This is a genomic window from Rhizobium binae (assembly GCF_017357225.1).
GTDB classification, from domain to species: domain Bacteria; phylum Pseudomonadota; class Alphaproteobacteria; order Rhizobiales; family Rhizobiaceae; genus Rhizobium; species Rhizobium binae.
The window spans coordinates 96,683-119,491 of the sequence record NZ_CP071608.1; the positions used below are offsets into that span (position 1 = coordinate 96,683).

Consider the following 22,809-nt stretch of genomic DNA (forward strand, 5'->3'; position numbering starts at 1 on the left):
ACGTGCGGGCCATGAGCGTATCACGCCGCGGCAATGCTTGGATGTTTGTCTATCGCTCCCCGCTTGGGAATGATCGGTGCATCGCTCCCATGAGCTTCCCTGCCGGGGGTGAACGCTCCTGCCAGATCGGAAGCTGCTTGTGGGCCGTCGCGAGTTGCGCCGCAGTTGGGAGCGGGTTTACTTCCCGTCGGCTGCCATGCAAGGTGTAATGCGGGTCTGTGGCGGATATTCCACAAAGAGGAGGATATCCTTGCTCAGTTCCCTCTTGCCGGGGCATTTGCCACCTACCGCGTTGATGTGGATTCCAGGTCCGACATGGTTATCCGACAGCATGGTCGCGCACTATTTGTCAGCCGTCCCTGTGGTGAAGATGTCGGCTCCGGCTTCTTCGACTGACGAGCACTGCTCGATCGTAAAGCCACGACCAGCGAGATTACGGGCTCATTTCGGCATCGTAGAGCCGATCCCTCCGGCCACCGCGGCTGATCGTCGGAACGCTCGATTGATGGCCGCCCCCAAAGGCTGTCACCTGCCGCAGGGCTATAAAACGTGCAGGCGCTCGCCTCGGTACGCGCCCGCCCCGGACCGCTCGTCCATGATCGCTCCATCAAACGTCCACGGGGCTTGAACTCACTAAGTACATACAGACGGAAACAAGGAGACAACGATGATGACTCACATGGCCTTGAGCTGCCGAGACCAACTAAGAGAAGTTCCGTGGTGACTGGTGAAGAAAAACTTCGATTGCAGTCGCCCACGGTGCCCTCATGTCGTACCAAATCCATTCTACAGCAAGATGAGATGTTCTGATGTCTGATATCAACCCGCAAGCAGATGCCCGTCCTCCCCACATAATTGGGTTAAAAAAGCCGCTTGGAGTGGTAGGGGGAATGGGAAGTCTAGCAACAGCGAAATTTCTGCAGGCTTTGGCTCAAAAAAGTGGCGCGGACACAGATCAAGACCACGTCCCATTTATTACTCTGTCACTTCCAAACATTTCTGATCAAACACACGCGATATCGACCGGTAGGTAAGCGATGCAGAGACCCCATCTGGCGAGGTTGATGTTGAGGGTCTATTCGTGCCTGAGCGATGAATGAGCTTTGGTATGAACTTCTATGTCTGCACCTATGTCCGAAGCTAGAAGCTTCCATATGATCGAAGCCGTTGCCAGTCGTCTTGAAGGCGCGCCTCGTGAGGTTCGGCGTTGGTCAGACGAATTCAAGGCGCAAGCGGTTGTCGAAGCGATGCAGCCGGGCACCAACATATCGGCGGTGGCGCGTCGCATCGGAATTGATCCGTCGCAGTTATTCACGTGGCTTCGCCATGCGCGCCGGAAAGCTGCGGTATTACCCACGACGGCATCGGGGAATGGTTTGCCTTCACCGGCAAGCAGCAGAGGTCCGACGATCGAGATCATCATCGGCGACACGGTGATCCGGGCGGGTGCCGACATCGATGAGGCTCATCTTGCTCGTGTCCTGCGTGCGGTGCGGTCAGCATGATCCCGTCGGGTGTGAAGGTGTTTCTGGCAAGCCACCCGGTCGACTTCCGTAAAGGTCCCGATAGCCTTTTGTCGCTGGTGCGCGATGCTGGCAATGACCCGTTCAGTGGCTCGCTTTATGTTTTCCGCGCCAAGAGAGCGGACAGGGTCAAGATCGCCTGGTGGGACGGCTCCGGCGTCTGCCTCTATTCGAAGCGGCTGGAGAAAAATCAGTTCGTTTGGCCGAAGATCGGACATGCCCGCGTGCAGCTCAATCACGCGCAGCTCCTTGCCCTGGTTGACGGGATGGACTGGAAACGTGTGCGCACGGTTGCGGTGAAACGGCCGGAATTTGTTGGGTAAAAGCCCTGCGGCAGAGTGAATCAGGCGGCCGAAACTGCGGGAAATTGTCGGCAAAATATGCTCTATTTGCAGGCATGATAGCAGCCGATTTGCAGCTCCCCGATGACGTTGATGCGCTGAAAGCCATGATCCTGGCGATGGCTGAAAAGGCTGCGCGCGCTGAGGTCCTGGAAACTGAAGTCGCTGATCTGAAAGCCCGCAATACAGATGCCGACGAGCAGATCGCCAAGCTGAAGCAGGTCCTCAAAGCCTTCAACCGATACCGGTATGGAAGACGCTCGGAAAAGCAGAGCAACAAGGCCGACACGGATCTCGATGAACAGGGTGCGTTCGTCTTCGAGGAAATCGAGACTGGGATTGCTGTAATCGAAGCGCTGGTCGCAAAAGGCCGAACCCCAAGCACCACGAAACGTGCATCACGTCCGCGCAAGGGCTTCCCGCCGCATCTGGAGCGTATCCATGTGGTAATCGAGCCGGACGAGCTGCCTGAGCATGCCGGCAAACAGAAGATCCTGATTGGTGAAGATACCTCCGAGCGATTGGATGTTATCCCGCCAAAGTTCCGGGTGATCGTCACCCACCGCCCGAAGTACGCCTTCAAAAACGAGGACGGCGTCATCCAGGCCTTGGCCCCGGCGCACATCGTCGAAAGCGGCATGCCAACGGAAGCGCTGCTCGCCTTTGTCGCGGTCTCCAAATACGGCGATGGTTTGCCGCTCTATCGGCAGGAGGCGATCTTCCTGCGCGACCATGTCGAAGTCGACCGTGGTGCCATGGCGCGATGGATGGGTAAGGTCGGGTTCGAACTTGAGATCCTCGCCGACTACACCTTTGATCGGATCAAAGAAGCCGAGCGAATATTCGCCGACGAGACGACATTGCCGACGCTTGTGCCTGGGTCGGGGTCGGCCAAGACAGCGTATCTATGGGCGTATGCCAGAGATGATCGACCGTTCGGCGGCAGTGGCCCGCCGATGGTTGCCTATCGATTTGAAGACAATAGGTCTGGAGATTGTGTCGCCCGGCATCTCGATGGCTATCGTGGCATCCTGCAGATCGACGGATACGCGGCCTATAACCGCGTTGCCCGTCCCGATCGCGGAAATGACGGCGCTCTGCTGGCGGGATGTTGGGCTCATAGTCGGCGTCGGTTTTACGAGCTACATGCCAACGACGGTTCCAAGGTGGCAACAGCGACGATCGAAAAGATGGGCGCGCTCTGGGCGATCGAGGAAAAGGTGCGTGGACAAAGCCCGGATCGGCGCGTTGCCGCCCGCCAGGAGAGCTCCGCTGAAATCGTTGCCGATCTCTACAAGCTCTGGCGGGACACGCTGCCGCGCATCTCTGGCAAGTCCAAGCTCGCTGAGGCCATCCGCTACGCTCTCAATCGGCGCGAAACCTTCGAACAGTTCCTCCGCGATGGACGCATCGAAATCGACTCCAACATCGTTGAACGGGCGATCAGGCCACAGGCAATTGTTCGAAAAAATAGTCTATTCGCCGGCAATGCTGGCGGAGGTAGGACCTGGGCGACGATTGCAACCCTCATTCAATGCGCCAAGATGAATGACGTCGACCCACTGGCCTGGTTGACACAGACGCTCGAGCGCATCGCAGCCGGATGGCCGGCCAGCGATATTGAGGCTCTAATGCCCTGGAAATTCCAAAAGTAACGGCCTCTGTTCACCGCTTACACCGGTAGCAATGCGCCTTTGGGACAAATTCTGGAACGCGCAAAGTGGCTCGAAACCGTTGGATGTGGAGCTATAGCCATCCCCTGCAATACCGCGCATTTTTGGTCTTCTGAAATTGCAAACGCACTAACAATAAAGTTCATTAGTATAGTTGAGGTGACCCGCGACTTTATTCGTCAGAATAACGGAACCGATATAGATAACCTGCGAACAATTGTCTTGGGAATGAAGGCATGTATTCAACGCAAATTATATGGAAATTTAACGGCAGGCTGGTGTGTCGAATCGATTCAACGAGACGCAGTAAGTGTCATTGATGAAGTCAAGAATGGAAATAAAATATAGATGATGTCCCGAGAGGTGGTGTAGCTCGATAGCGGTGGTCATCGGCTTTTTCCGGTAGGGTTGGGTTGTTCAAGCACAACCTGATGGAAAGACCACCGATGACCAATGACATGATGGACCTGCGCTCGCTTGTTGAGAAGAGCGCTGATGCGGATTTGCTGCGCGAGATGATTGGCTTTGCGGCCGAGAAGTTGATGGAGCTGGAGGTTGGCACGAAGACCGGTGCGGCCTACGGCGAGAAGAATGACTTTCGACTTGCTCAGCGTAACGGATATCGCGATCGCGACTGGGAGACCCGAGCTGGAACTGTTGAACTTCGAATTCCAAAGCTACGCACTGGCAGCTACTTCCCGAGCTTTCTGGAGCCGCGTCGCATGGCTGAGAAGGCTCTGACCGCGGTGATCCAGGAAGCCTATATCCAGGGTGTTTCGACCCGCTCGGTCGATGATCTGGTCAAGGCGATGGGCATGAGTGGTATCTCCAAGAGCCAGGTATCTCGGCTTTGCGAAGAGATCGACGACAAGGTGAAGGCCTTCCTTGAGCGTCCGATTGAAGGCGACTGGCCATACCTTTGGATCGATGCGACCTATCTTAAAGTCCGGCGAGGCGGCCGTATTGTGTCTGTCGCGGTTATCATCGCTGTGGGCGTCAACACGGACGGTCGCCGCGAGGTTCTTGGCATGGAAATCGGCACCTCTGAAGCCGAGCCGATCTGGACGGAGTTCTTGCGCAAGCTGACCCGGCGCGGTCTGCGCGGCGTCAAGCTGGTCGTCTCCGACGCACACGAAGGCATCAAGGCCGCCGTGTCGAAGGTTCTCTCAGCAACCTGGCAGCGCTGCAGGGTCCACTTCATGCGCAATGCGTTGGCTCATGCCGGCAAGAGCGGCCGACGCGTGGTCTCAGCCTTCATTGCAACGGCCTTTGCCCAAGACACGCCGGAAGCCGCCAGCCAACAGTGGCGCAACGTCGCCGATCAGATCAGGCCGAAAGTGCCGAAACTCGCCGGCCTTATGGACAGCGCCGAGGAAGATGTCCTCGCATACATGACCTTTCCTAAGCAGCACTGGACCAAGCTGCACAGCACGAACCCGATTGAGCGATTGAATGGAGAAATCAAGCGAAGGACAGAGGTCGTCGGCATCTTTCCAAACGACGATGCCATCGTCAGACTCGTCGGCGCTCTCCTGCTGGAGCAAAATGATGAGTGGGCTGTTCAGCGCTCGCGCTACATGACACTTGAGACGATCGCCACAATGAGTGATGATCCGCTCATCAACTTGCCCGCCGCAAGTTGACCTGCTCCCGGCCTTGACCGGAAAGCTCGACGATCGAACGAGCTACACCACCTCTCGGGACATCATCGAAATATAGGCCGCGCAAGATTTAAAATGGCGTTATTGATAGCGCGAACACGGAGCTTCAAGCCGGACGCTATTATACTTGGGTGCAGTGAGCTTTCTCTCGCATCCAGAGATATTTTCAAAGGTACAGATGTTATAGATCCGGTAGATATTCTTGTGGATGCGTGCATTTCATGGTTTCGCGAAACGTAGGCATCAACAAGCTTAGGAGCGATAGAAAGGGTGGCAAAGGTCGGAACTTCTACCTGGAGTATTGGATCGCTCAATGGCGCCGTCAGTTCACATGCTTTCGGACCAGTGTGCCACAATCGGCCCTCCCCAATCTCAGAGCAGGATTTTGCGGCAACTAGCGACTTCTCAAAATTGCTCGGTCAGATACCTTTAAAGGGCGACACGACGACTGCTGGTGCAAACATCGGATCTTCCCCGAGCACAGAAAGAACCTCAGCTCGCTTTCGGGCGAGCCGTCGCCACGTGAATAATTGCTGCGGCGTCAGCCCATGCCGCCGCGCCACAGAGCACATCGTCACGCCAGGTTCGCAACTCTCCGCAATGACACGCGCCTTCTGATCGTCGCTCCATTCGCTACGGCCATTGCCAATCAACACCTCAAACCGGCGTACCGGCTCATCCTTCGATTTAAGTGTAAGCTCTGAAATCGAGATATGTCCAAGCCCTCTTTCGAGGTTGAACATTAATGATCAAGTGATGATCCGGAAGGTGGATCAGCACAGCGTCTCTGATGTCCTATGTCAAGGTGTCGGCCATGAGGAATCCCACGCTCCAAAGTACGTCCAACCGGGATGATCGAATGGATGGAGGCGGAACTCAAGGACGTCGGTGATCAAGCTCTGATGCGCGTGCTGGATACCGCATTCCCGATAATCTGTCCGGGGCTGTTCCTATCTCACTACGGGCGTCGGTCGGTACCGGCCACAAAGCGGCTGACGGATACCTCCCGCTTCCAATCAGGTCTTAGAGCTTCCGCAAATGACGTCCTGCATCATATCGCGGTCCAGCGTCAGATCTGCGACGATCCGTTTCAAGCGACCTCAATTTGCTCTGTATGCATGAAAACTCCATGCAGCCTCCACGGAATCTCCACCCGTACGCGAGAGATAGGCCTTGTTGAGGAGACACTGATGCGGATTCGGGGCCTTAAGCTGGTTTATGGCCGCACCACTTTAGCATGCTGGTCCAATGCTGCCGTGCAATCCGCGACACCATCCGCGTGCCACCCAAAGGCTTCGCGAACAACCGACGGCGCGATCGCGATCAGTGTGCCCAACCTCGGGCAGAAGGCTCCGGTCGGCTTAGCTCGATACCGAGAGAGATTGCTCAAATGACGACGCAAGCTGATGCTGATTTGGCCTTTGGTACTTTTTTTCACCAGATGGACGCTCTCTTCCGTGTTGAACAGATGTTCGAGTGTCTATCTGATTTCGCGAAAATCTTGGGTCACCCTTTGGTTGCCTATAGCGCTTCGACGTACGTCCATAATCCACTTAGAAAAAGCGGAAGCAAATTGCAAACAATGTCGAATTATCCAGCGGCTTGGCAGGAGCATTGTTTAAAAGAAGGCTATGACAGGCTTGGCCCAATCGTAGCGAGCCGATCTCAGTCGTTGCCGCTGCGCTGGGACGAAGTGTATGCCGATCCAAAAACCACGGATAGAGAACGACGCATCTTCGATGACGCTAAAAATTTTGGTTTGAAGGCGGGCGTTACTGTTCCCCTCCGCGGGCAGGGCGGCTTTTTCTCGACCATGAGTTTTGTTCAAAAAGAAGCGAATGGACTGAAGGACTTTGAAATCAACTACCTCCAATTCGCCGCGTGGTTATTTCATTTGAAGATCGTGAACACTTTTGACTGCAACGACGAACGTCCCAGCCTGACCGCACGTGAAAAGGAGTGTCTTTCATGGGTCGCAGAGGGAAAGTCCTCTTGGGACATCTCAGGTATACTCGGAATTTCCGCAAATACAATCAATTACCATATCAAAAACGCTATGAGGAAGCTGAAGACTGGGAATAGAATAGTTGCGGTATTGAGAGCAGCAAGATTCGGATTGATTGAGGTGTAGCAGTAGTAGATTTGAGAGAAAAACCGTTCACATAATCTTCCGTGTGAAGCATATGTGATAAAAAATGTATTTAAGAGTCATTAGCGGTGCCTGCGGAAGTATTATATAGTAAAATATATTCACGGGGAGGCGAAGTCGTCGCCATTCTTCCTCCCTGGGTTGGTGTCCACTTTATGACCGGTCACATAAGCTAACTGCTCAATAATGTTGCAGCGATTCGAATTTATGGTTTGACGCGAGGCGTCGCGAAAACCTCTTTCGCATCACTACTTTTAGGGGGCACGCCATGCGCAATGAATTGATTCTTATCATCGAGGACGATCGGGAAATTCGTGCTTTGTTAAGAACTTACCTTGAGAGAGAAGGTTATCGAACAGTGGAGGCTTCCGATGGAGAAATAGGCCTTGCGCACCATATGAAGCTGAAACCGGATCTCGTCATTCTCGACATCTCGTTGCCCCGCCGGGACGGCTTTGAAGTATTGGCTGAAATCAGGCGCCGCGGCGATACGCCAGTGATTATGGTGACTGGCCGGGGCAAGCTTATTGAACAACTGCAGGGCTATCGATGCGAAGTAGATGTTTACATTGCCAAACCGTTCGAACCGGACTTGGTGGTGGCCCATACCAACGCGGTGCTACGGAGGGTCGGTGGTCGCACCGCCAATAGGCCAATCCGCCTTGGAAAACTGACTATCGATAAGTCAGCACATGCCGCATGGGCAGATCAACAGACTGGACGAAAAGACCTGAAGCTAACTCCAACGGAGTTCAGGCTTATCTCTCGTATGGCTAGTTCCCCCGGCCGCGTGTTCGAGCGTGCTGAACTGATTGACGAGTGTTTTCCACAAGATTTGCCGCTCGAGCGGACCATTGATTCTCATATGTCCAATCTGAGATCCAAACTAGACGCGGCAGACCTTCGCGGCATGTTGGTCTCCCTCAGGGGCATTGGATACCGAATGGACAACCCAGATGGTTAGATACCGGACCAGAAATTTGAAAACGATGATCGTTCGGGCTTTGAGCGTGCAAACCTTCATATCTTTAGCGGCATTTAACTTTGGAGTTACAATATTTTTCACGATACTGGATCGATTGCAGTCTTTGGGCTATTTTCGGGAAACCAATTACTACTCGTCCTGGATGGATGTCGCGGTACTCAGTTTAATAGTAACAATGGGTCTTATTCCCGCCGTCATTGTCGGCCGTCGGCTAGCCCAAGGCATAGTGGGCGCTCTGCCACCAATTGCAGCTGCAACCCGTTCTATAGCCGCCGGTGACTATTCAGTGCGTGTCACGGCGCCCCCGAACTCGTTCGAGGAGACCTATGCACTTACTGCCGATATTAACGCTATGGCCGAACGTTTGGAGGAGTTGGAAGCAGATCTCAGGTACCGGAATTCAGCGATCGCGCATGAATTCCGCACGTCCCTGACCGTGCTATTTGGCAATCTGCGTGGACTTTCGACTGGAGCCATCGAACCAAGTCGGGAGCTCTTCGCTCGCATGATTCCCCATGTCAGCTGTCTTGTTCCTATGGCCGACGACTTAGAAAATCTTCGATTATCGAGCGCCAACAAGCTCGCTCTTAACATGAAAGAGATCGACCTGGCGGTGGAAGCTGAGACGCTGACCGCCTCGATGGAGCACGATTTAATCGCCGCCAGCATCACAATTGAGCGACAGTTCGATCGTGCAGTTTGCATCGCCGATCCTACGGGAATGCACCTTGTGCTGCGCGCGCTGCTCGATAACTGCCGCCGCTACGCAACGGGGAGTACCGTGACCATCCAGACCTATCAGGATGAAGATTCGGCCATGATACTTTGCGAGGACACAGGTCCTGGCTTGCCGGCCGACGTGGCAGATAAAGTCTTCGATACCTTCTGGCGCGGCAATGACTCGCAAGAGCGCGTTCCCGAAGGCAGCGGTCTTGGCCTTACAATTGTAAAGAGGATAGTAAGTGCCCATCACGGCGAAGTCGCCATAGATACTGATTGCGGACGAGGCTTCAAAGTCAAGGTCCGGCTGCCAAAGAACGCCTCCAACGTAAAGAGGATTTAGTGTTGGTGGACGTGAACTGAAGTGACGGGCCGGTGGGTACTTTCCTCCAGATTTTATTAGAATCCGGCCTGCTGAAGTACGGACAATGAAGGAGGAGAGATTTACGGAAGAGCAGATCATTGCGGTGCTGAAGGAACAGGAAGCTGGAGCGTAGCGGTTGATGTTTGCTCAAAGCAAATTTAGAAAGCGACCTCTCACATTTTGGAAACCCAGATATGGCGGCATGAAAGTTTGCGAGGCGAAGCTTCTGAAGGCGCTCAAGAGGACAACGCCAAGCTGAAGAAGCCAATCGCCGAGCAGATGCTGGTGCCGCCGCACTCTGCGAGCGTCCTGCAAAAATGTATGTCCACCTCGTCCGCGCAAGGGTTCGCGACAGGCGAAAGATGCGCGTCGGATTGACGAGCCATCCGTCACGCTTGAGCAGCACGTGCACGCGGCGGTAGCCGTAGCGCACCTGTGTTTGGCAGACGTCCTTGCTTCTCAGCTTCAGTTCGGCCTGCTCGCCGCGGCTGGACTTGTAGACATAAAGCGACCGCTCGATCTTCAACACCGAGCATGCGCGCCGAATCGAGACCTTCCAGTCCGCCTGACCGTGTCGACAAGCTTGCGCTTGCGGGTAGGCCTCCGAGCTTTTTTGATAGGACGTTCTGAAGCATGGCCTTGTCCAACGACGGGTCGGCGACGATCCGCTTCAGCTTGACATTCTCGTCCTCGAGTTGGCGAAGTCGCTTCATCTCCGGAGGGCATGAGACTGGCGTATTTTCTTGCGCCAATTGTAAGAGGTCGCGTCTGAAATTCCCCCTTGCGGCAGACCTCACCGATCGGCGTATCGTCCTCTGTCTGCTTCAACACGAATGCTATTTGCGGTTCCGAAAAGGTCGAGGCCTTCACGGGGTTCTCCTCTTCTTCCCCGCGGGGATCATAAGTGGATGCTTCAATTCCAAATGGCCTAGTTTGACGGGGTACGTCAGTGCAGGAGACGCTGAAGAGCGATACGCATAGCGGCTAATTGTTCAGCTTTCGACGGCGTCAAGGCGGGTGATTAAGGTGATCTGGCACGACGGCCAGGGCGCCAGCCTGTTCACGAATGACCGCCGTTCATACTGCATCTCTTTCCTCAGCAGTTGATGTTCTTGCTGGGTTTGGATAAGCGGTATCGGTGTTGAGGAGATTGCTGAGTTGCGGCGGTATAGTTGGTATTTCGTCGAGGCTCTGCAGGTAGGATGCGCTTGGAGGGCGGCCGCTTGTGCTCTATCGCCCCAGGGTAGCAGGGGCGAGAGCGCAATCGACGCTTTCCGACCCCTGTCCTATTTTGTCATTTAGCCAACGCTTGATGTATCCAGTTTAAGATAGCGGTCTTCGGCTTGGCGCCGACAGAGATGCTGGCCACTTCGCCCACCTCGAAGATCACGAGCGTCGGGATCGAGAGGACGCCGAATCGCCGGGCGATCTCCGGATTTTCGTCGATATTCAGCTTGGCCACCTTGACCTTTCCTTCCATCTCAACCTCGATTTCTTCGAGGCTCGGAGCAATCGTTTTGCACGGAGCGCACCACTCAGCCCAGAAATCGACGACTACCGGCACTATGGATTCCAGAACTTCCGACTGGAAATTGCTGACATCGACCTTCTTAACGCTCACGGTTGCTCCTCATTGAAATTGTGGGTAGCGCAGCAGCCAATTGTGGTTCGGCTGCCATTGCGTACTGTCATACTGGCGATAGGTATTGGAATTGAGGGTTCCTCCTCTTCGTCTCCCCCGCCAGAGGTGTTGGCGAGGTCAAAATTAATTAGTAACTATTCGTGTTCTCGATCGAATAGGATCAAATATCGATGGTAGCACGTAAGATCCCAAACGCTGGTCCGGTTTCCGTGCAACAGCCGAACGCATCTGCGGATCATGTCTCACTGAAATCTGTCCTACCATTTTCAACAGAGCACGAAACCTACAATGTCGAGTAGGGTGGCGCATTCGCATGTGGCGCACGAAAGCGTTGATACAGGGCAAAGCGTGGTCGCATTGATCGTCGGAAGAGGAGTTACCCTTCAGGCCGGCGACGCTAGTTCGGCTAAGACGTCTCGGCATGTTGTCGTGATTTCTTGCACGTTCATCTTGGTTACCTCTTGGTTGGCTGATTTGAACGGTGCGAGACAGGAAGGCCGGCAAATGCGGAAGAGCTCGCGATACCCGGTATTGTCCACGCATCACCAGAGCACCGGAAACTCCTCGAACCCGCCAGTGATAATCTCTTTGCGCAACTTCAGTTCTTCGGGCGCCACGGCCAGGCGTAGAGCAGGAAAGCGCTGGAAGATCGAACTGAACACCACTTTGAGTTCCACTCTGGCCAGCCCCACGCCGATGCAGTAGTGCGGCCCGTATGAGAAAGCCAAGTGCGGCTTTCTGTCGCGTTCGATGTCGAAGATTTCCGGGTCGTCAAAATGGCGGGGGTCGAATGACGTCGCCGGCAAGCCGACCAGCACCTTGCTCTCCGCGGGAATATGCATGCCCGCGATCGTCACGTCGGTCCTCGGATAGCGCATGATGCCGTCCCAGCCCGAGCCCGGCGGGTACATTCGCAGGATTTCCTCCACCGCCTTGTCCACCAGGGATGGATCGCTGCCGAGGCGTTCGCGCTCTTGCGGATGGCGGAACATGGCCAGCAGGCCGAATTCGATCTGCGCGACGGTCGTCTCATGCCCGGCCACCAGCATGCCGGCCGCCAGGCCGACCGCCTCTTCCTCGGTCGCTTTGCCTTGGTCAACCGCTGTGAGCAGATCCGTCAGCAGGTTGCCACCCGGATCCTGCCGCTTGTCTCGTATCTTGCCGCGAATGTAGCTGCGCAATTCTTCCCAGGCCGAGCGCGCCGCGTTACGCGGGCCGCTTTCATGTTGGTGCGTCATAACCTCGTCGGACAGCCTGGCGAAAAAGGCGTGATCCTCGTAGAGCACCCCCATCAGCGCGCTGATGACCATGGCCGGAAGGGGAAACGAGAGATGGCGGCGCAGGTCCGCAGGCTGGGGCTGGGCCGCCAGCGTTTCGAACAACTGTGCGGCGATCGCCTCGACCTGCTGCGCGAGCAGCTTCAGCCTTCTGCTGCTGAACGCCGGCGCCACGATCGTGCGTAAGCGGGCATGCTCGCTCCCCTCGTGCGAGCCGAGCCACCCCGGGGAACCGAGAATTACCGTGGCCGGGGTGACTGCCTCCGGAGGCATCCCCGAAGGCCTAAACGCCGGATCGGACAGGACCGCCTTGGCCTCGTCGTAGCCTGTCACCCACCAGCCTTCGTGCCCCGAGGGGAAGCGCACGCGGTGGATCGGACCGTTAGCGCATAGCGTCAACATTTCGGGTGAGGGCTCGATGTGATCGACGCGCCACATCGGCAGCGTCGGCAATGATTGTTCGGACATGGTGGCAACTCACTCTTTACGCGATGAAGGGGCGGAACGTGACACCGGCAGGCGCTGCCGGCAGCGAAATGACTTAAGAGGCATGTAGAAGACTTCTCAGCGGCGATTGTCAGTCCGCAATACTTTACCGCACGAACAGCGGGGGAAGGTGCCGGCGTGAAGCACTGGACGCCTTGCAAGCGTCAGCAGCAACCGCAATCGCCTTGCTCGATGATGTGACTTTTTCCAGTTTCTCATATCCATCGAGGGGCTGCGCTCTGATTCAGCGAGAGAAAAGACTACCTCAACGTCCTCGCCTGAGACGAGCGACCCGGCTTCCCTAGTAATCCTCCGTTGGGCGAGACGGCGCACCATTTCCTTGATGTAAGCGGCGCTGCCGCCCTTTGAACGCGAGACGGCTTCGGCCAAAGCTTCGCCCTGAAATTTCAGCGCATGACCGAATCGTTCAATCAACCGCTTGCGGCAATCGTCATCAGGGAGCGGAATATCGACAGCCACATCTATCCCCGTCGCGACAGAAAGACGCCGGGCCATGATGCAGATGGAAGTCATTCAAGAATTCCTGTTAGTCGTGAACACCGATTATGCTCCTCCGCGTTAGACGCCGCGGGGTTGTGCAAGCGACGCTTGTAAGTCAGGTGCCGGAGGTTTAGCCTCTTCGCAATTGCGGTTCCGAACTGGCGCCGGGTCGCCCTATCGGAGCACCACTCGTGCCAATTAGGTTGCGCCGGTAAGCCTTCCAGATTGCACATCATTCGTTGTCACTATTCGGAGGTTCCGTAGGGTTGTCGACATATAGGGTCGCAATCCGCCCGCGATCACTACCACGTTGGAGAGGGCGGTCCGATAGGCTCTAGATCGGATATGGGGGCGAGGTGATCGTTCTCACGATGGGGCCGCCCGTGGCGGAGCAAGCGCAACGCAAAGCTACCCCTATGGCTAAGATCGCGGCGGACGATTACAAAGATCCGGTCGCACGCATTGCTTGGACACCAGACCCAGGAAGACGATGCCGGGCCGGCTGCCACTGGATCAAACGCTAGGCGCGGGCCCCCCTTAGTCAAGACGAACGACTCTCTGCGCCCGAATTGCTTCACCATATTGCGTTTCATCTCCAGACAGAAATGGACGTGAATTCGGATGGGAACTAGGTCGATTCGAAAGGGTCCAGATCATACTGTTGATAGCTGGAGTTCGAGTGTAGGCGCGGTTTGCTCCTTACGCGGCACTTCACCGGGCGCCAAGTGCGTTTTGGTCGAGCTTAGCATCAAAATGTGTTGACACGCTGCTCAAGCCCGCCGTCCGTTGGTCGTGCTTGGACACGTTCAGCGTTCGAACCGCTCCAGCATACGCTTCAAGTGCGCATTTTGCATTCGAAGCCTGCGCGCCAACTGATCCCGGAGCAGCCTGATCTCGCCATCGAGGCTGATTGCATCGTCAGAAGCAGTGGGAACGCTTGGAGGCCGTGGGAGAACGGCCGCAATAGTTTTCGCCTTCTTGCCCCGCGTGCTGCGCTTTCCCGTTTGACCTTCACCAAGTTGTCGAAAGGCACTTGGTGCGGCATGCGCAGCTGTGGCGGCTTCATCGGACAAAGCTGGATCAACTGCTTCCTCCGGCCTCGTGCCTTCGATATCTGCGGGACCATCAACAGCGCTTTCCGCCTCGTCGGCATGATCTGGGTCGACTGCCACCGCCGCGGAATGATCGTGAAAAACTGCCGTATCGTCCATAGGACGGTCTGTGGCGCCCAACTCCTTTTTGGCTGCAGTTTCAGATGGCTCGGCGATGGCCAATGCGTCCGACTTCACGTCATCGGTCGAGCGGTGCTCTTGCCTCTGCTGCCGTTGCGGAGACACCAGCCGGGCAAGAAGTTTCCATGCAGACGCCATTTTATTCGACCTCGAATTCTACCCCGTATGCAAACTACGCACAAAAGTGTTGGCGGCAGAACGAACCGCCGCCAAAATCTTCACTTCAATAAGCATGGGAATGCGGCCAGCGCTTGACCGTCTGCTGCGATCAACCGAGGTTGAGTCGCTTTCGCAGATCGGCATTTTCAGCACGGAGCTTCTCCGCCAGCAGCTTGCGCAGCCTCTGGTTTTCCTCTTCGAGCTGCAGAAGATCCGCAAACTCGTCGACTGCAGCCACCGACGGTGCCGTCGCTGCCTGCACCGCCCTCGGAGCACGCTTGATAGGTGCCCGTCTGGCGCTTGTCGCGCTTTCGTCAGACTTTGCTTTGCGTCCTCTCTTCTGCTTTCCGGCGGTGGCATTCGAAGCCAATGCTGGCTGCACAGAAACCGGGGCGGGGGCCGTTTCAGGGACTGCCTTCTTAGCGCGAGGTTTGCGCACTTTCTTAGATACATCGGACGCGGTGGCGGCCGGCGTTTCAGCATTGATCATCGTATCGTTTTCGTCGGCCATTGTGATCTCCTGTAAAGCCGATGCATTTGTCTCCTGCTCGATCGGCAGTGTCAATAAAGACCCGGCCTGTTCTTCTCCGGATACAAGCATCTCGCTGCTTTTTGCCTGAGGAGTTAATGACATAAATGGCATTGCCTCGTCCTGCAGATCTTGAGCAACGGACTTGAGATCGGTGTCGCCCCAGATTGAGTTCGGTTTGAAATCGAGTTTTCGGCGACCGGATTTATATTCGACGGCAAAGCTGCGTTGGACTTTTTTCATCTTCAAGAAGCCTCGGGTGTCTGATTCGAAGGTTCGGCGACGTCTTCAGCATCGCAAGCCTTTCAGATAGCGACTGCAGTCCATCCGGTCTATATTTTTTGAATTTTGGCTCACTGGGTCCAATCGAAAACAAGCAACAGCTGGGATATAGTTACGTTGGCGCCGCTCGACGATTGCGAGCCGATCTTCGCTGGTGTGGCCCTTTGACGTGGCAATACGGCCTTATCGGATGTTCGTATTGCGCGTAACCGTCGCATAGACGACGACCAATAGCTGACGCGCCGAACCCGATCACGGTTGTGCTAATGTCGGCCGAATAGGCGAATGTTACGCGCAATTGGCCGGCTTTCTGCGCCAGCGCAAGTTCATCGTCCGTCAAGCGAAAATGATCGAGCCCAATCAGGTCATGGTCCTCCGCAATCAGGGTATAGCCCACGGCCGCGGCCTAAGCGGCTCGGGTAGGCATATCCGGCAATGCCTTCTCCTCGATCAAACGTTGGTTCTGCGGTCTATCAGTTGCGCCGCCATAGTAAAGCCGCAACAATTTTGACTTGATCTACGGCGCTTCAAATTCAGACGGTCAGCGCTGCCTCAAGACCGCGGGAGCTGCCGCCATGCGCCCATTCGGGTTTCCGCGTTTGGCTGCGCACTCGGGCGGTGATGGCGTTCCGCTGCCAAAATCCCAGAGCAGCGGTTTTGTGGTCCGTTCCGCAGTCAGATGGATTCGCAGCGGATCAGTGCAACCTTTGAGGATCAAGGCGAGGGCGTGACCCACGAAGAACTAGCTTTCAGAAAGAACTCGCGGCCGCTTGGAGCAGGACAATTCGATCCGGGTTGAAGACAGCTTCAGAAGCCCGCGACCTTGGCGAGTGCCCGCTTCTCGCGGCGGCGCTGGACCGAAGAGGCGATGTTCATCTGCTGCCGGTATTTCGCAACCGTGCGGCGGGCGAGATCGACGCCGCCCTTCTTCAGCATCTCAACGATATCGTCATCGGAAAGTATCGCCTCCGGGCTCTCCTGCAGGGTCAGTTCACGGATCTTGTGACGCACCGCCTCGGCCGAATGGCTGTCGCCGCCGGCGACGGCGCTGATCGAGACGGTGAAGAAATATTTGAGTTCGAACAGGCCGCGCGGCGTCAGCATATATTTGTTCGACGTGACGCGGCTGACGGTGGATTCATGCATCTTGATCGCCTCGGCGACCGTTTTCAGGTTCAGCGGGCGCAGGCGATCGACGCCGTGCAGCAGGAAGGCGTCCTGCTGGCGGACGATTTCGATTGCCACCTTCATGATGGTTTTTTCCCGCTCGTCGAGGCTGCGCATCAGCCAACTGACCTTCTCCTCGTAACCGGCAAGGAAGGCGCGAGCTTCGTCGTTCTTTTTCACCAGGGAAGAATAGGACTTGTTGACCAGCGGGCGCGGCATCGCATCCGGATTGAGCTCGACCAGCCAGCCGCCATCCGAGGAGGCTCTGACGACCACATCGGGTATGATCGCTTCGGAAACAGCTGCCTCGAAATCGCTGCAGGGCTTGGGATTGAGCTGACGGATCTCGCCGAGCATGTCGAGAAGATCTTCTTCGTCGACGCCGCAGAGCCGCTTCAACGAGATGAAATCGCGCCGAGCAAGCAGTTCGAGGTTTTCGACCAGAGCCTGCATGGCCGGATCGTAGCGGTCCTTCTGCCTGAGCTGGATGGCAAAGCATTCGGCGAGGCTGCGGGCGAAAATACCCGGCGGATCGAGGCTCTGCAGGGTGGCAAGCACGCGCTCGGCCTGCGCGAGGCTCGTGCCAAGCCTCTCGCTTGCCTCGACAATATCGGCCTGCAGATAACCGCAGTCGTCGAGCTGGTCGACCAAATTCTGCGCGATCAGCCGGTCGGCCGTGTCAGGCAGGGCGAAGCGGATCTGCTGGGCGAGATCATCGCGCAGCGACACCTGGCTGGCGCCGAAATCGTCGATATCGTAGTCGGCGCCATCGCCGCTGCCCGGCATCGACTTCCATTGGCTGACGAGCTCCGGCGCGTCGAGGCGCTGCGGGGCCGCGTTGTCAAGAGAGAAATCGGTGTAGTTGGTGTCGAGCTCGTCGTTCAGTCGGCTGGTGCTGGCGCTGCCGCCATTGTCATTCCAGTCGGTGGAGAGCGCCTGGTCACGATTGTCATAACCATCGTCCCCGCCGGCATCCTCCGGTTGATGAGCATACTCACCATCTTGGGTTTCGCCGCATTCGCCACCCGCCACGTTGTCGTCCTGAAATTCGAGCAGAGGATTCTGTTCCACTTCTTGAGCGATAAACTGGCTGAGTTCGAAATGATTCATTTGCAGCAACTGGATGGATTGAATCTGTTGCGGTGATATCACCAGGGACTGGGTCTGACGCAGGATAAGATTGGCGGAAGGTTTCATGATAAAGTTCCACTTAATTCTCGGATCCATGCCCGATCATGACCTCAGGGCACGAGATCGATGCCATCACGTGAAATTGGCACGTGCTTGGCATCATGAACCACTTGGGGCAACTTGGAAGCCCCGTCGCTTAGTAGCTTTCAAGAAAGCCCTCCAAATCATCGAGTGAATTCCGAAAAGAATATTCTTAAGTTTTAGTTATTTTGGCGAGCCGTGAACTCGGTTAGGAAAGGGCATTTGTCGCGGAGCCGACAAACGACGACAGTGCAGATTGTCGCAATTCTGTATCTACATTTCCTTTTTGGACCAGTGTTTGGTCAGGGTTTTCGTTGATCGGTTTCGTCCTCGGCGAGGATTCGCCAGGCGGCGCCTTGAAGGTCGTCGTACTGGCCGCTCTTCAGCGACCAAAGGAATGCCAGGAGTCCTATTCCTCCCATCAGCAGCGCGATCGGTATGAGATAGATCAACATGTTCATGCGGCTTTGACCTCCGCGCTCCTGCCGATCCGCCCTCGAATGTGCATACCCGGACGCTTGCTGAAGGCGTTCAGGCGCAGTGCGTTCGTCACGACGATGATCGAAGATGTCGACATTGCCACCGCCGCTATCAGCGGCGTCGCTAATCCGGCGATGGCGATCGGCACCGCCAGCACATTATAACCAATCGCCAGAACAAAGTTCTGCCGGATCAGCGTGGCAGATCTTCTCGCAATGGCGATCGCTTCCGGAACAGCGTCAAGGTGATCGTTGAAGAAAACCAGGTCGGCTGCCTGTCTGCCAATATCGGAGGCAGTGGCCGGCGCCATCGAGACATGCGCGGCTGCAAGCGCCGGGGCGTCGTTGATCCCGTCGCCGACCATGAGCACGCGACGACCTTCGCCATTCAGCCTCTGGCATTCCTCGACCTTCTGTTTCGGCGTCAGAGAGCCCAAAGCCCTCCCGATGCCCAGAGCATGCGCCGTATTGTCGACGACGATCTGACGGTCGCCGGACACGATCAGCGTTTCAAGGCCGGCTGCGTCGAGCTGGCCGATGGCCTCGCGAGCGCCCGGGCGAAGCGTGTCATCGAAGAAGAAGCGGGCAAGATCGACGCCGTTCTGCGACAAGACCACTTCCGAGAACGGACTATCGGCGGTGCGGGGCACGAAGCTGGTTCCGCAGGCAAACGCCGTGTTGCCCAATCGATAGACGTCAGCGCCCTTCCTGGCTTCCAGTCCCCCGCCGGGGATTTCCGTGACGCTGTCGAAGGAGATGGGGGCGGTTTCGGTGCCCCGCACCAGAGCCTGAGAAAGAGGATGCCGTGAATGCACGGCCAATCCGCGGGCGATTGCCGTGGTGTTCTCTTCCATGGCGTCCACCTCGACAAGGCGCAGCCTGCCCATCGTCAAGGTGCCCGTCTTGTCAAAGGCCACGGTGTCGGTCTCGGCCAGTCTTTCGAGTGCTGAGCCGTCCTTCACCATGATGCCCTTCCGGAAAAGCTCCCCCGCGGCGACGACCTGGACCACGGGCACGGCAAGGCCCAATGCGCATGGGCAGGTAATGATCAGGACCGCTACCGCGACCAGCATTGCCTGTTTCCAGTCTCCGCCGAGGAGGCCCCAGGCAAGAAAGGAGACCAGCGCCAACAGATGCACGGCCGGCGAATAGAGCGCCGCAGCGCGATCGGCGATCCTGCGATAGCGAGCTCTTCCACCCTCGGCGGCTTCCATCAGGCCGATGATCTCCGAAAGAAGCGAATTCTTGGCAATGCGCGTCGCGCGCAGGACGAGCGAGCCGGTCAGGTTCATCGCGCCCGAACTCACCTCGCTGTTACCGGCGACGGCGACGGGGCTGCTCTCGCCGGTGACGATGGAGAGATCCACGTCGCTTTCTCCGCTGACGACTACGCCATCGACGGGAACCCTTTCGCCTGCCGCTATCGAGATTTCATCTCCCACCGCGATCTCTTCTACCGCAATGTAACGTCGGGACCCGTCCGGATTGATCAGCAAGGCTCCGCGCGGCGCCAGCCTTGCAAGTCCGTTGATCGCCGCCCGAGCCTTTTCCCGCATGATATGATCGAGGGTCCTGCCGATCAGCAGGAAGAAGAGCAGCGAAACCGACGCGTCGAACCATGCATGTTCACCGTGATGGATGGTCTCCCACAGTGAAACGGCATAGGAGAGCGTCACGGCGAGAGAGATCGGAACGTCCATGTTGGTGCGCCCGTGGCGGAGCGCATTCCAGGCCGATTTGAAGAAGAAACGCCCGGCATAAACCAGCGCGGGCGCTGCTATCATCGCCGAGATCCAATGAAACATGTCGCGTGTTGCGGCATCTGCGCCAGACCAGACCGATACCGAGAGCAACATGATGTTGGCGGCCGCAAAGCCGGAAACGCCGATCGCCAGGAGAAGCTGATTTCTGGTTCTGTCGTTTTCGGCGGCCGAGGGGGTAAACAGATGCGCGCGATATCCGGCCGAGTTGATCGCTGCGAGGATCTCGGACGGATCGGCGGCATGTGTCTCCATCTCCTCCTGGTAGACGCAGGTTACCCTTCGAGCCGTAAGATTGACGCGCGCCGTCTTGACGAAAGGAAGTGTCAGTAACGCCCCTTCTATGGTCGAAATGCAGCCACCGCAGTGAATATCAGGAACGCTCAAGTCCAACTGGCGCAGTCCGCCGCCGAGCGGCTGGCTGGCAAGGCGGACCTCTTCGGCACTGGATGACGTCATGCTGAGAGCAAGCATGCTTTCCGCGTCCATGGTGCAGCAGGTCATCGGTCCAACTCCTTGGTATCGATGCGTTTGGCCTCATGCATGACGACCAAGCCGTCGTTTCGCGAGATGGCCTCGACGATCCAGTCACCCTCGGCCAGGTTGTGATCTGCTTCGAACCGTCCCTCGGCTGTTTTTCTGAGCGTGAGGTGGAAGTCTTCGTGATCTCCGACGGGTCGCTTGAAATTCAGCACGACGTCGTCGACGGCCGCAGGCGCGCCGCTCTTGTCGTGAATGTCGTAGCGGATCTGATGCCCTCTTATGGAGAGATCGCCCGCGACGCCGGAAGCGGCCATTGCCTTCATCGCCGCCGCTTTGCGGTTGAACTCCTGACTGGCGACATAGGTATTTTCCACGACCAGACCGCTCCAGCTGGAGGAAGCATAGAAGGCCATGGTGACATTCACCGCGATCACAACAGCGAAGAAAGTCGAGGTCGCAACCAGCATGTGCAGGCCTGTAAAACCTTGGGCAGAGGTCTTCATTTGGTGTCTCCCGGTGCATTGAACGCCGCGCGGTAGGCTGCCCGATCGGCATGATCGGTATCTTCGATAACGAACAGAAATTCATTGATCGGGGCTCCGGTAGGCTTGCGCGTAACGAAGACCTTGAGCGTCGTGGCCGCGTCGGGTTCGGCATAGACTGTAAAGCTGCGAGCGTCTTCCTTGCCGAACTCGGGAATACGCATCGTCGCCCCCTCCAGCCCGACCAGGCTTATGTTCACATCCCTGGGCTTCGGCACCATGTTCAGGATACGAAGCGTGTAACCATTCCGCAGCGAGCCGTCGCTTTCCAGAACATACTGGGGGTTTCGGTCGTGAACGACGTTGAGTTCAAGGCGCTCCCGAAAGGTGAGATGGACGAGCATGGCCACGCCGACCGACGCCCAGGCGACTGCGTAAAACACGGTTATCGGACGAAAGATGATGCGCCAGTTGAAGTGCCGGATCGCCGGAACGAAAGTCCCATCATCGTTTCGAACCCTCGACGGCTGGACGGCTGTTCTCCCTACCCTGGTGGCAAGCGACATGTTGCTCGAGTATTCGCTCAGGGTGGCGTAGGCTATCAGGCCGCGAGGCTTCCCGCGCTTCTCCATACGACCGTCGCAGGCGTCGATGCAAAGCGCGCATGTGATGCACTCCATCTGCTGCCCGTTGCGAATGTCAATTCCCATCGGACACACGGCCACGCAGGCATTGCAATCGACGCAATCCCCGACCGGGATGCCCCTGGCTCGCGCGCTCTTGGGATACCGCGACCGCTGCTCGCCCCTCCAGGCATTGTAGGTGACGACGAGAGAATTTTCGTCGAGCATCGCACCCTGGATGCGTGGCCAAGGGCACATATAGGTGCACACCTGCTCTCGCATGAGACCGCCTAGCACATAGGTGGTTGCGGTAAGGATGGCGACGGTCGTGTAGGCGGCTGCAGGAGCGTGGCCGGTGAACAGCGAAACAAGCAGGCTCGGCGCGTCGGCAAAATAAAAGATCCACGCTACCCCCGTGACTACGCCTATCAGCAGCCAGATCGAATGCTTGACGACGCGCTTTCTCAGCTTGGCAAAGCTCATTGGCCTAGCGTCAAGCTTCATTCGCGCGTTTCGATCGCCTTCGATCGCACGCTCGACGACGAGAAAAAGATCAACCCAGACCGTCTGCGGACAAGCGTAGCCGCACCATGCGCGGCCAACCGCGGAAGTGACGAGAAACAGGCCGAGGCCCGCCATGACGAGGAGACCCGCTACATAGTAAAATTCCTGAGGCCAGATTTCGATGAAGAAAAAGAAGAAGCGCCGTGAGGAAAGGTCGATGAGGATTGCCTGGTCAGGCGCGTAAGGCCCGCGATCCCAGCGAATCCATGGCGCGAGATAGTAGATGCCGAGCGTAACCAGCATGACGATCCACTTGAACCGACGGAACCGTCCCTCTGCACGCTTGGGAAAGACCTTCTTCCGAGGAGCGTAGAGAAGCTGCCGGTTGCGACGGGCGTTGACTGGCTCGCCACTGAGCCTTTTGATGTATCGGGATCTGGTGCGGTGCGGAGGTTCATGGGGCCTAGCGGACTTCATCTGCCGTTGTCCCATCTGCTGCGCATCTGCCCTTGATGCAGATCAAGAGACAAGGCCTTCCCGCGAAAGGAAAACGCCATGGAGAGAGGGCGTGGCTT

At 56.8% G+C, this 22,809-nt stretch carries 17 protein-coding genes and 3 pseudogenes; 7 read left to right on the forward strand and 13 right to left on the reverse strand.

Going from position 1 to position 22,809, the window contains the following annotated elements:
* Positions 1 to 207 precede the first annotated feature (207 nt).
* Positions 208 to 441 (reverse strand): annotated as a pseudogene (locus tag J2J99_RS29670) (ornithine cyclodeaminase); the annotation flags it as partial.
* Between the two features lie 713 nt (positions 442 to 1,154).
* On the opposite strand from J2J99_RS29670, the gene J2J99_RS29675 reads away from it, so the two are divergent.
* From J2J99_RS29675 to J2J99_RS29695, 4 genes are all read left to right on the forward strand, one after another.
* Positions 1,155 to 1,505 carry a transposase gene (locus J2J99_RS29675; RefSeq protein WP_246735488.1) on the forward strand — a complete coding sequence of 117 codons (351 nt, stop codon included), beginning with the start codon at positions 1,155 to 1,157 and terminating at the stop codon, positions 1,503 to 1,505.
* On the forward strand, positions 1,502 to 1,846 hold the full coding sequence (tnpB, locus tag J2J99_RS29680; protein WP_168302450.1) for an IS66 family insertion sequence element accessory protein TnpB: 345 nt from the start codon (positions 1,502 to 1,504) through the stop codon (positions 1,844 to 1,846). Before J2J99_RS29675 ends, tnpB begins: the two co-directional genes overlap by 4 nt.
* Positions 1,847 to 1,920: 74 nt before the next feature.
* Positions 1,921 to 3,519 (forward strand): IS66 family transposase, encoded by a 1,599-nt coding sequence (tnpC, locus tag J2J99_RS29685; protein ID WP_168302449.1) that lies wholly within the window; start codon positions 1,921 to 1,923, stop codon positions 3,517 to 3,519.
* 464 nt (positions 3,520 to 3,983) lie between these two features.
* Positions 3,984 to 5,180, forward strand: a complete 1,197-nt coding sequence (locus tag J2J99_RS29695; RefSeq protein ID WP_168301780.1) for an IS256 family transposase — start codon at positions 3,984 to 3,986, stop codon at positions 5,178 to 5,180.
* A gap of 437 nt (positions 5,181 to 5,617) precedes the next feature.
* On the opposite strand, the gene J2J99_RS29700 is transcribed toward J2J99_RS29695, so the two are convergent.
* Positions 5,618 to 5,941: a transposase gene (locus J2J99_RS29700; protein WP_168301779.1), complete on the reverse strand. Its 324-nt coding sequence runs from the start codon at positions 5,939 to 5,941 to the stop codon at positions 5,618 to 5,620.
* A 647-nt stretch (positions 5,942 to 6,588) separates the two neighbouring features.
* Here J2J99_RS29700 and J2J99_RS29705 point away from each other — a divergent pair.
* The 3 genes from J2J99_RS29705 to J2J99_RS29715 all read left to right on the forward strand — a co-directional run bounded on the left by J2J99_RS29705 (position 6,589) and on the right by J2J99_RS29715 (position 9,395).
* Positions 6,589 to 7,329, forward strand: coding sequence for a helix-turn-helix transcriptional regulator (locus J2J99_RS29705; RefSeq protein ID WP_168301778.1), 741 nt, complete (start codon positions 6,589 to 6,591; stop codon positions 7,327 to 7,329).
* 286 nt (positions 7,330 to 7,615) lie between these two features.
* Entirely contained in the window at positions 7,616 to 8,311 is a 696-nt protein-coding gene (locus J2J99_RS29710; RefSeq protein ID WP_168301777.1) for a response regulator, read from the forward strand.
* Positions 8,312 to 8,336: 25 nt separating this feature from the next.
* Complete coding sequence (locus tag J2J99_RS29715) at positions 8,337 to 9,395, forward strand: sensor histidine kinase (protein ID WP_246638701.1); 1,059 nt, start codon at positions 8,337 to 8,339, stop codon at positions 9,393 to 9,395.
* Positions 9,396 to 9,980: 585 nt separating this feature from the next.
* Here J2J99_RS29715 and J2J99_RS34800 read toward each other — a convergent pair.
* From J2J99_RS34800 to ccoG, 11 genes and pseudogenes are all read right to left on the reverse strand, one after another.
* Positions 9,981 to 10,286, reverse strand: a pseudogene (locus tag J2J99_RS34800) (transposase); the annotation flags it as partial.
* 424 nt (positions 10,287 to 10,710) lie between these two features.
* Complete coding sequence (gene trxA / locus J2J99_RS29720; protein ID WP_168301775.1) at positions 10,711 to 11,037, reverse strand: thioredoxin; 327 nt, start codon at positions 11,035 to 11,037, stop codon at positions 10,711 to 10,713.
* Between the two features lie 563 nt (positions 11,038 to 11,600).
* Positions 11,601 to 12,803 carry a cytochrome P450 gene (locus J2J99_RS29725; RefSeq protein ID WP_168301774.1) on the reverse strand — a complete coding sequence of 401 codons (1,203 nt, stop codon included), beginning with the start codon at positions 12,801 to 12,803 and terminating at the stop codon, positions 11,601 to 11,603.
* Between the two features lie 96 nt (positions 12,804 to 12,899).
* Positions 12,900 to 13,355 (reverse strand): hypothetical protein, encoded by a 456-nt coding sequence (locus tag J2J99_RS29730; protein WP_205919223.1) that lies wholly within the window; start codon positions 13,353 to 13,355, stop codon positions 12,900 to 12,902.
* 773 nt (positions 13,356 to 14,128) lie between these two features.
* Entirely contained in the window at positions 14,129 to 14,692 is a 564-nt protein-coding gene (locus J2J99_RS29735) for a hypothetical protein (RefSeq protein WP_168301773.1), read from the reverse strand.
* A 130-nt stretch (positions 14,693 to 14,822) separates the two neighbouring features.
* Entirely contained in the window at positions 14,823 to 15,485 is a 663-nt protein-coding gene (locus J2J99_RS29740; protein WP_168301782.1) for a transcriptional regulator, read from the reverse strand.
* Between the two features lie 846 nt (positions 15,486 to 16,331).
* Positions 16,332 to 17,888, reverse strand: a complete 1,557-nt coding sequence (gene rpoN / locus J2J99_RS29745; protein WP_168301772.1) for an RNA polymerase factor sigma-54 — start codon at positions 17,886 to 17,888, stop codon at positions 16,332 to 16,334.
* A gap of 317 nt (positions 17,889 to 18,205) precedes the next feature.
* Entirely contained in the window at positions 18,206 to 18,364 is a 159-nt protein-coding gene (gene ccoS / locus J2J99_RS29750) for a cbb3-type cytochrome oxidase assembly protein CcoS (protein WP_011649551.1), read from the reverse strand.
* Positions 18,361 to 20,646: a cation-translocating P-type ATPase gene (locus J2J99_RS29755; RefSeq protein WP_168301771.1), complete on the reverse strand. Its 2,286-nt coding sequence runs from the start codon at positions 20,644 to 20,646 to the stop codon at positions 18,361 to 18,363. The genes ccoS and J2J99_RS29755 overlap by 4 nt, the downstream gene beginning before the upstream one ends.
* A complete protein-coding gene (locus J2J99_RS29760) occupies positions 20,643 to 21,128 on the reverse strand; it encodes a FixH family protein (protein WP_097544498.1) in 486 nt (161 codons plus the stop codon). The genes J2J99_RS29755 and J2J99_RS29760 overlap by 4 nt, the downstream gene beginning before the upstream one ends.
* A pseudogene (gene ccoG / locus J2J99_RS29765) lies at positions 21,125 to 22,692 on the reverse strand (cytochrome c oxidase accessory protein CcoG). The gene J2J99_RS29760 and the pseudogene ccoG overlap by 4 nt, the downstream one beginning before the upstream one ends.
* Positions 22,693 to 22,809 lie beyond the last annotated feature (117 nt).

Coding starts and splice junctions, on each gene's coding strand:
- J2J99_RS29705 (WP_168301778.1), top strand. CDS start 6,589: ATGACGACGCAAGCTGATGCTGATTTGGCCTTTGGTACTTTTTTTCAC.
- J2J99_RS29730 (WP_205919223.1), bottom strand. CDS start 13,355: ATGACTTCCATCTGCATCATGGCCCGGCGTCTTTCTGTCGCGACGGGG.
- J2J99_RS29760 (WP_097544498.1), bottom strand. CDS start 21,128: ATGAAGACCTCTGCCCAAGGTTTTACAGGCCTGCACATGCTGGTTGCG.
- J2J99_RS29740 (WP_168301782.1), bottom strand. CDS start 15,485: ATGAAAAAAGTCCAACGCAGCTTTGCCGTCGAATATAAATCCGGTCGC.
- J2J99_RS29755 (WP_168301771.1), bottom strand. CDS start 20,646: ATGACCTGCTGCACCATGGACGCGGAAAGCATGCTTGCTCTCAGCATG.
- J2J99_RS29735 (WP_168301773.1), bottom strand. CDS start 14,692: ATGGCGTCTGCATGGAAACTTCTTGCCCGGCTGGTGTCTCCGCAACGG.
- tnpC (WP_168302449.1), top strand. CDS start 1,921: ATGATAGCAGCCGATTTGCAGCTCCCCGATGACGTTGATGCGCTGAAA.
- ccoS (WP_011649551.1), bottom strand. CDS start 18,364: ATGAACATGTTGATCTATCTCATACCGATCGCGCTGCTGATGGGAGGA.
- J2J99_RS29675 (WP_246735488.1), top strand. CDS start 1,155: ATGATCGAAGCCGTTGCCAGTCGTCTTGAAGGCGCGCCTCGTGAGGTT.
- J2J99_RS29695 (WP_168301780.1), top strand. CDS start 3,984: ATGACCAATGACATGATGGACCTGCGCTCGCTTGTTGAGAAGAGCGCT.
- rpoN (WP_168301772.1), bottom strand. CDS start 17,888: ATGAAACCTTCCGCCAATCTTATCCTGCGTCAGACCCAGTCCCTGGTG.
- J2J99_RS29710 (WP_168301777.1), top strand. CDS start 7,616: ATGCGCAATGAATTGATTCTTATCATCGAGGACGATCGGGAAATTCGT.
- J2J99_RS29700 (WP_168301779.1), bottom strand. CDS start 5,941: ATGTTCAACCTCGAAAGAGGGCTTGGACATATCTCGATTTCAGAGCTT.
- tnpB (WP_168302450.1), top strand. CDS start 1,502: ATGATCCCGTCGGGTGTGAAGGTGTTTCTGGCAAGCCACCCGGTCGAC.
- J2J99_RS29725 (WP_168301774.1), bottom strand. CDS start 12,803: ATGTCCGAACAATCATTGCCGACGCTGCCGATGTGGCGCGTCGATCAC.
- J2J99_RS29715 (WP_246638701.1), top strand. CDS start 8,337: ATGATCGTTCGGGCTTTGAGCGTGCAAACCTTCATATCTTTAGCGGCA.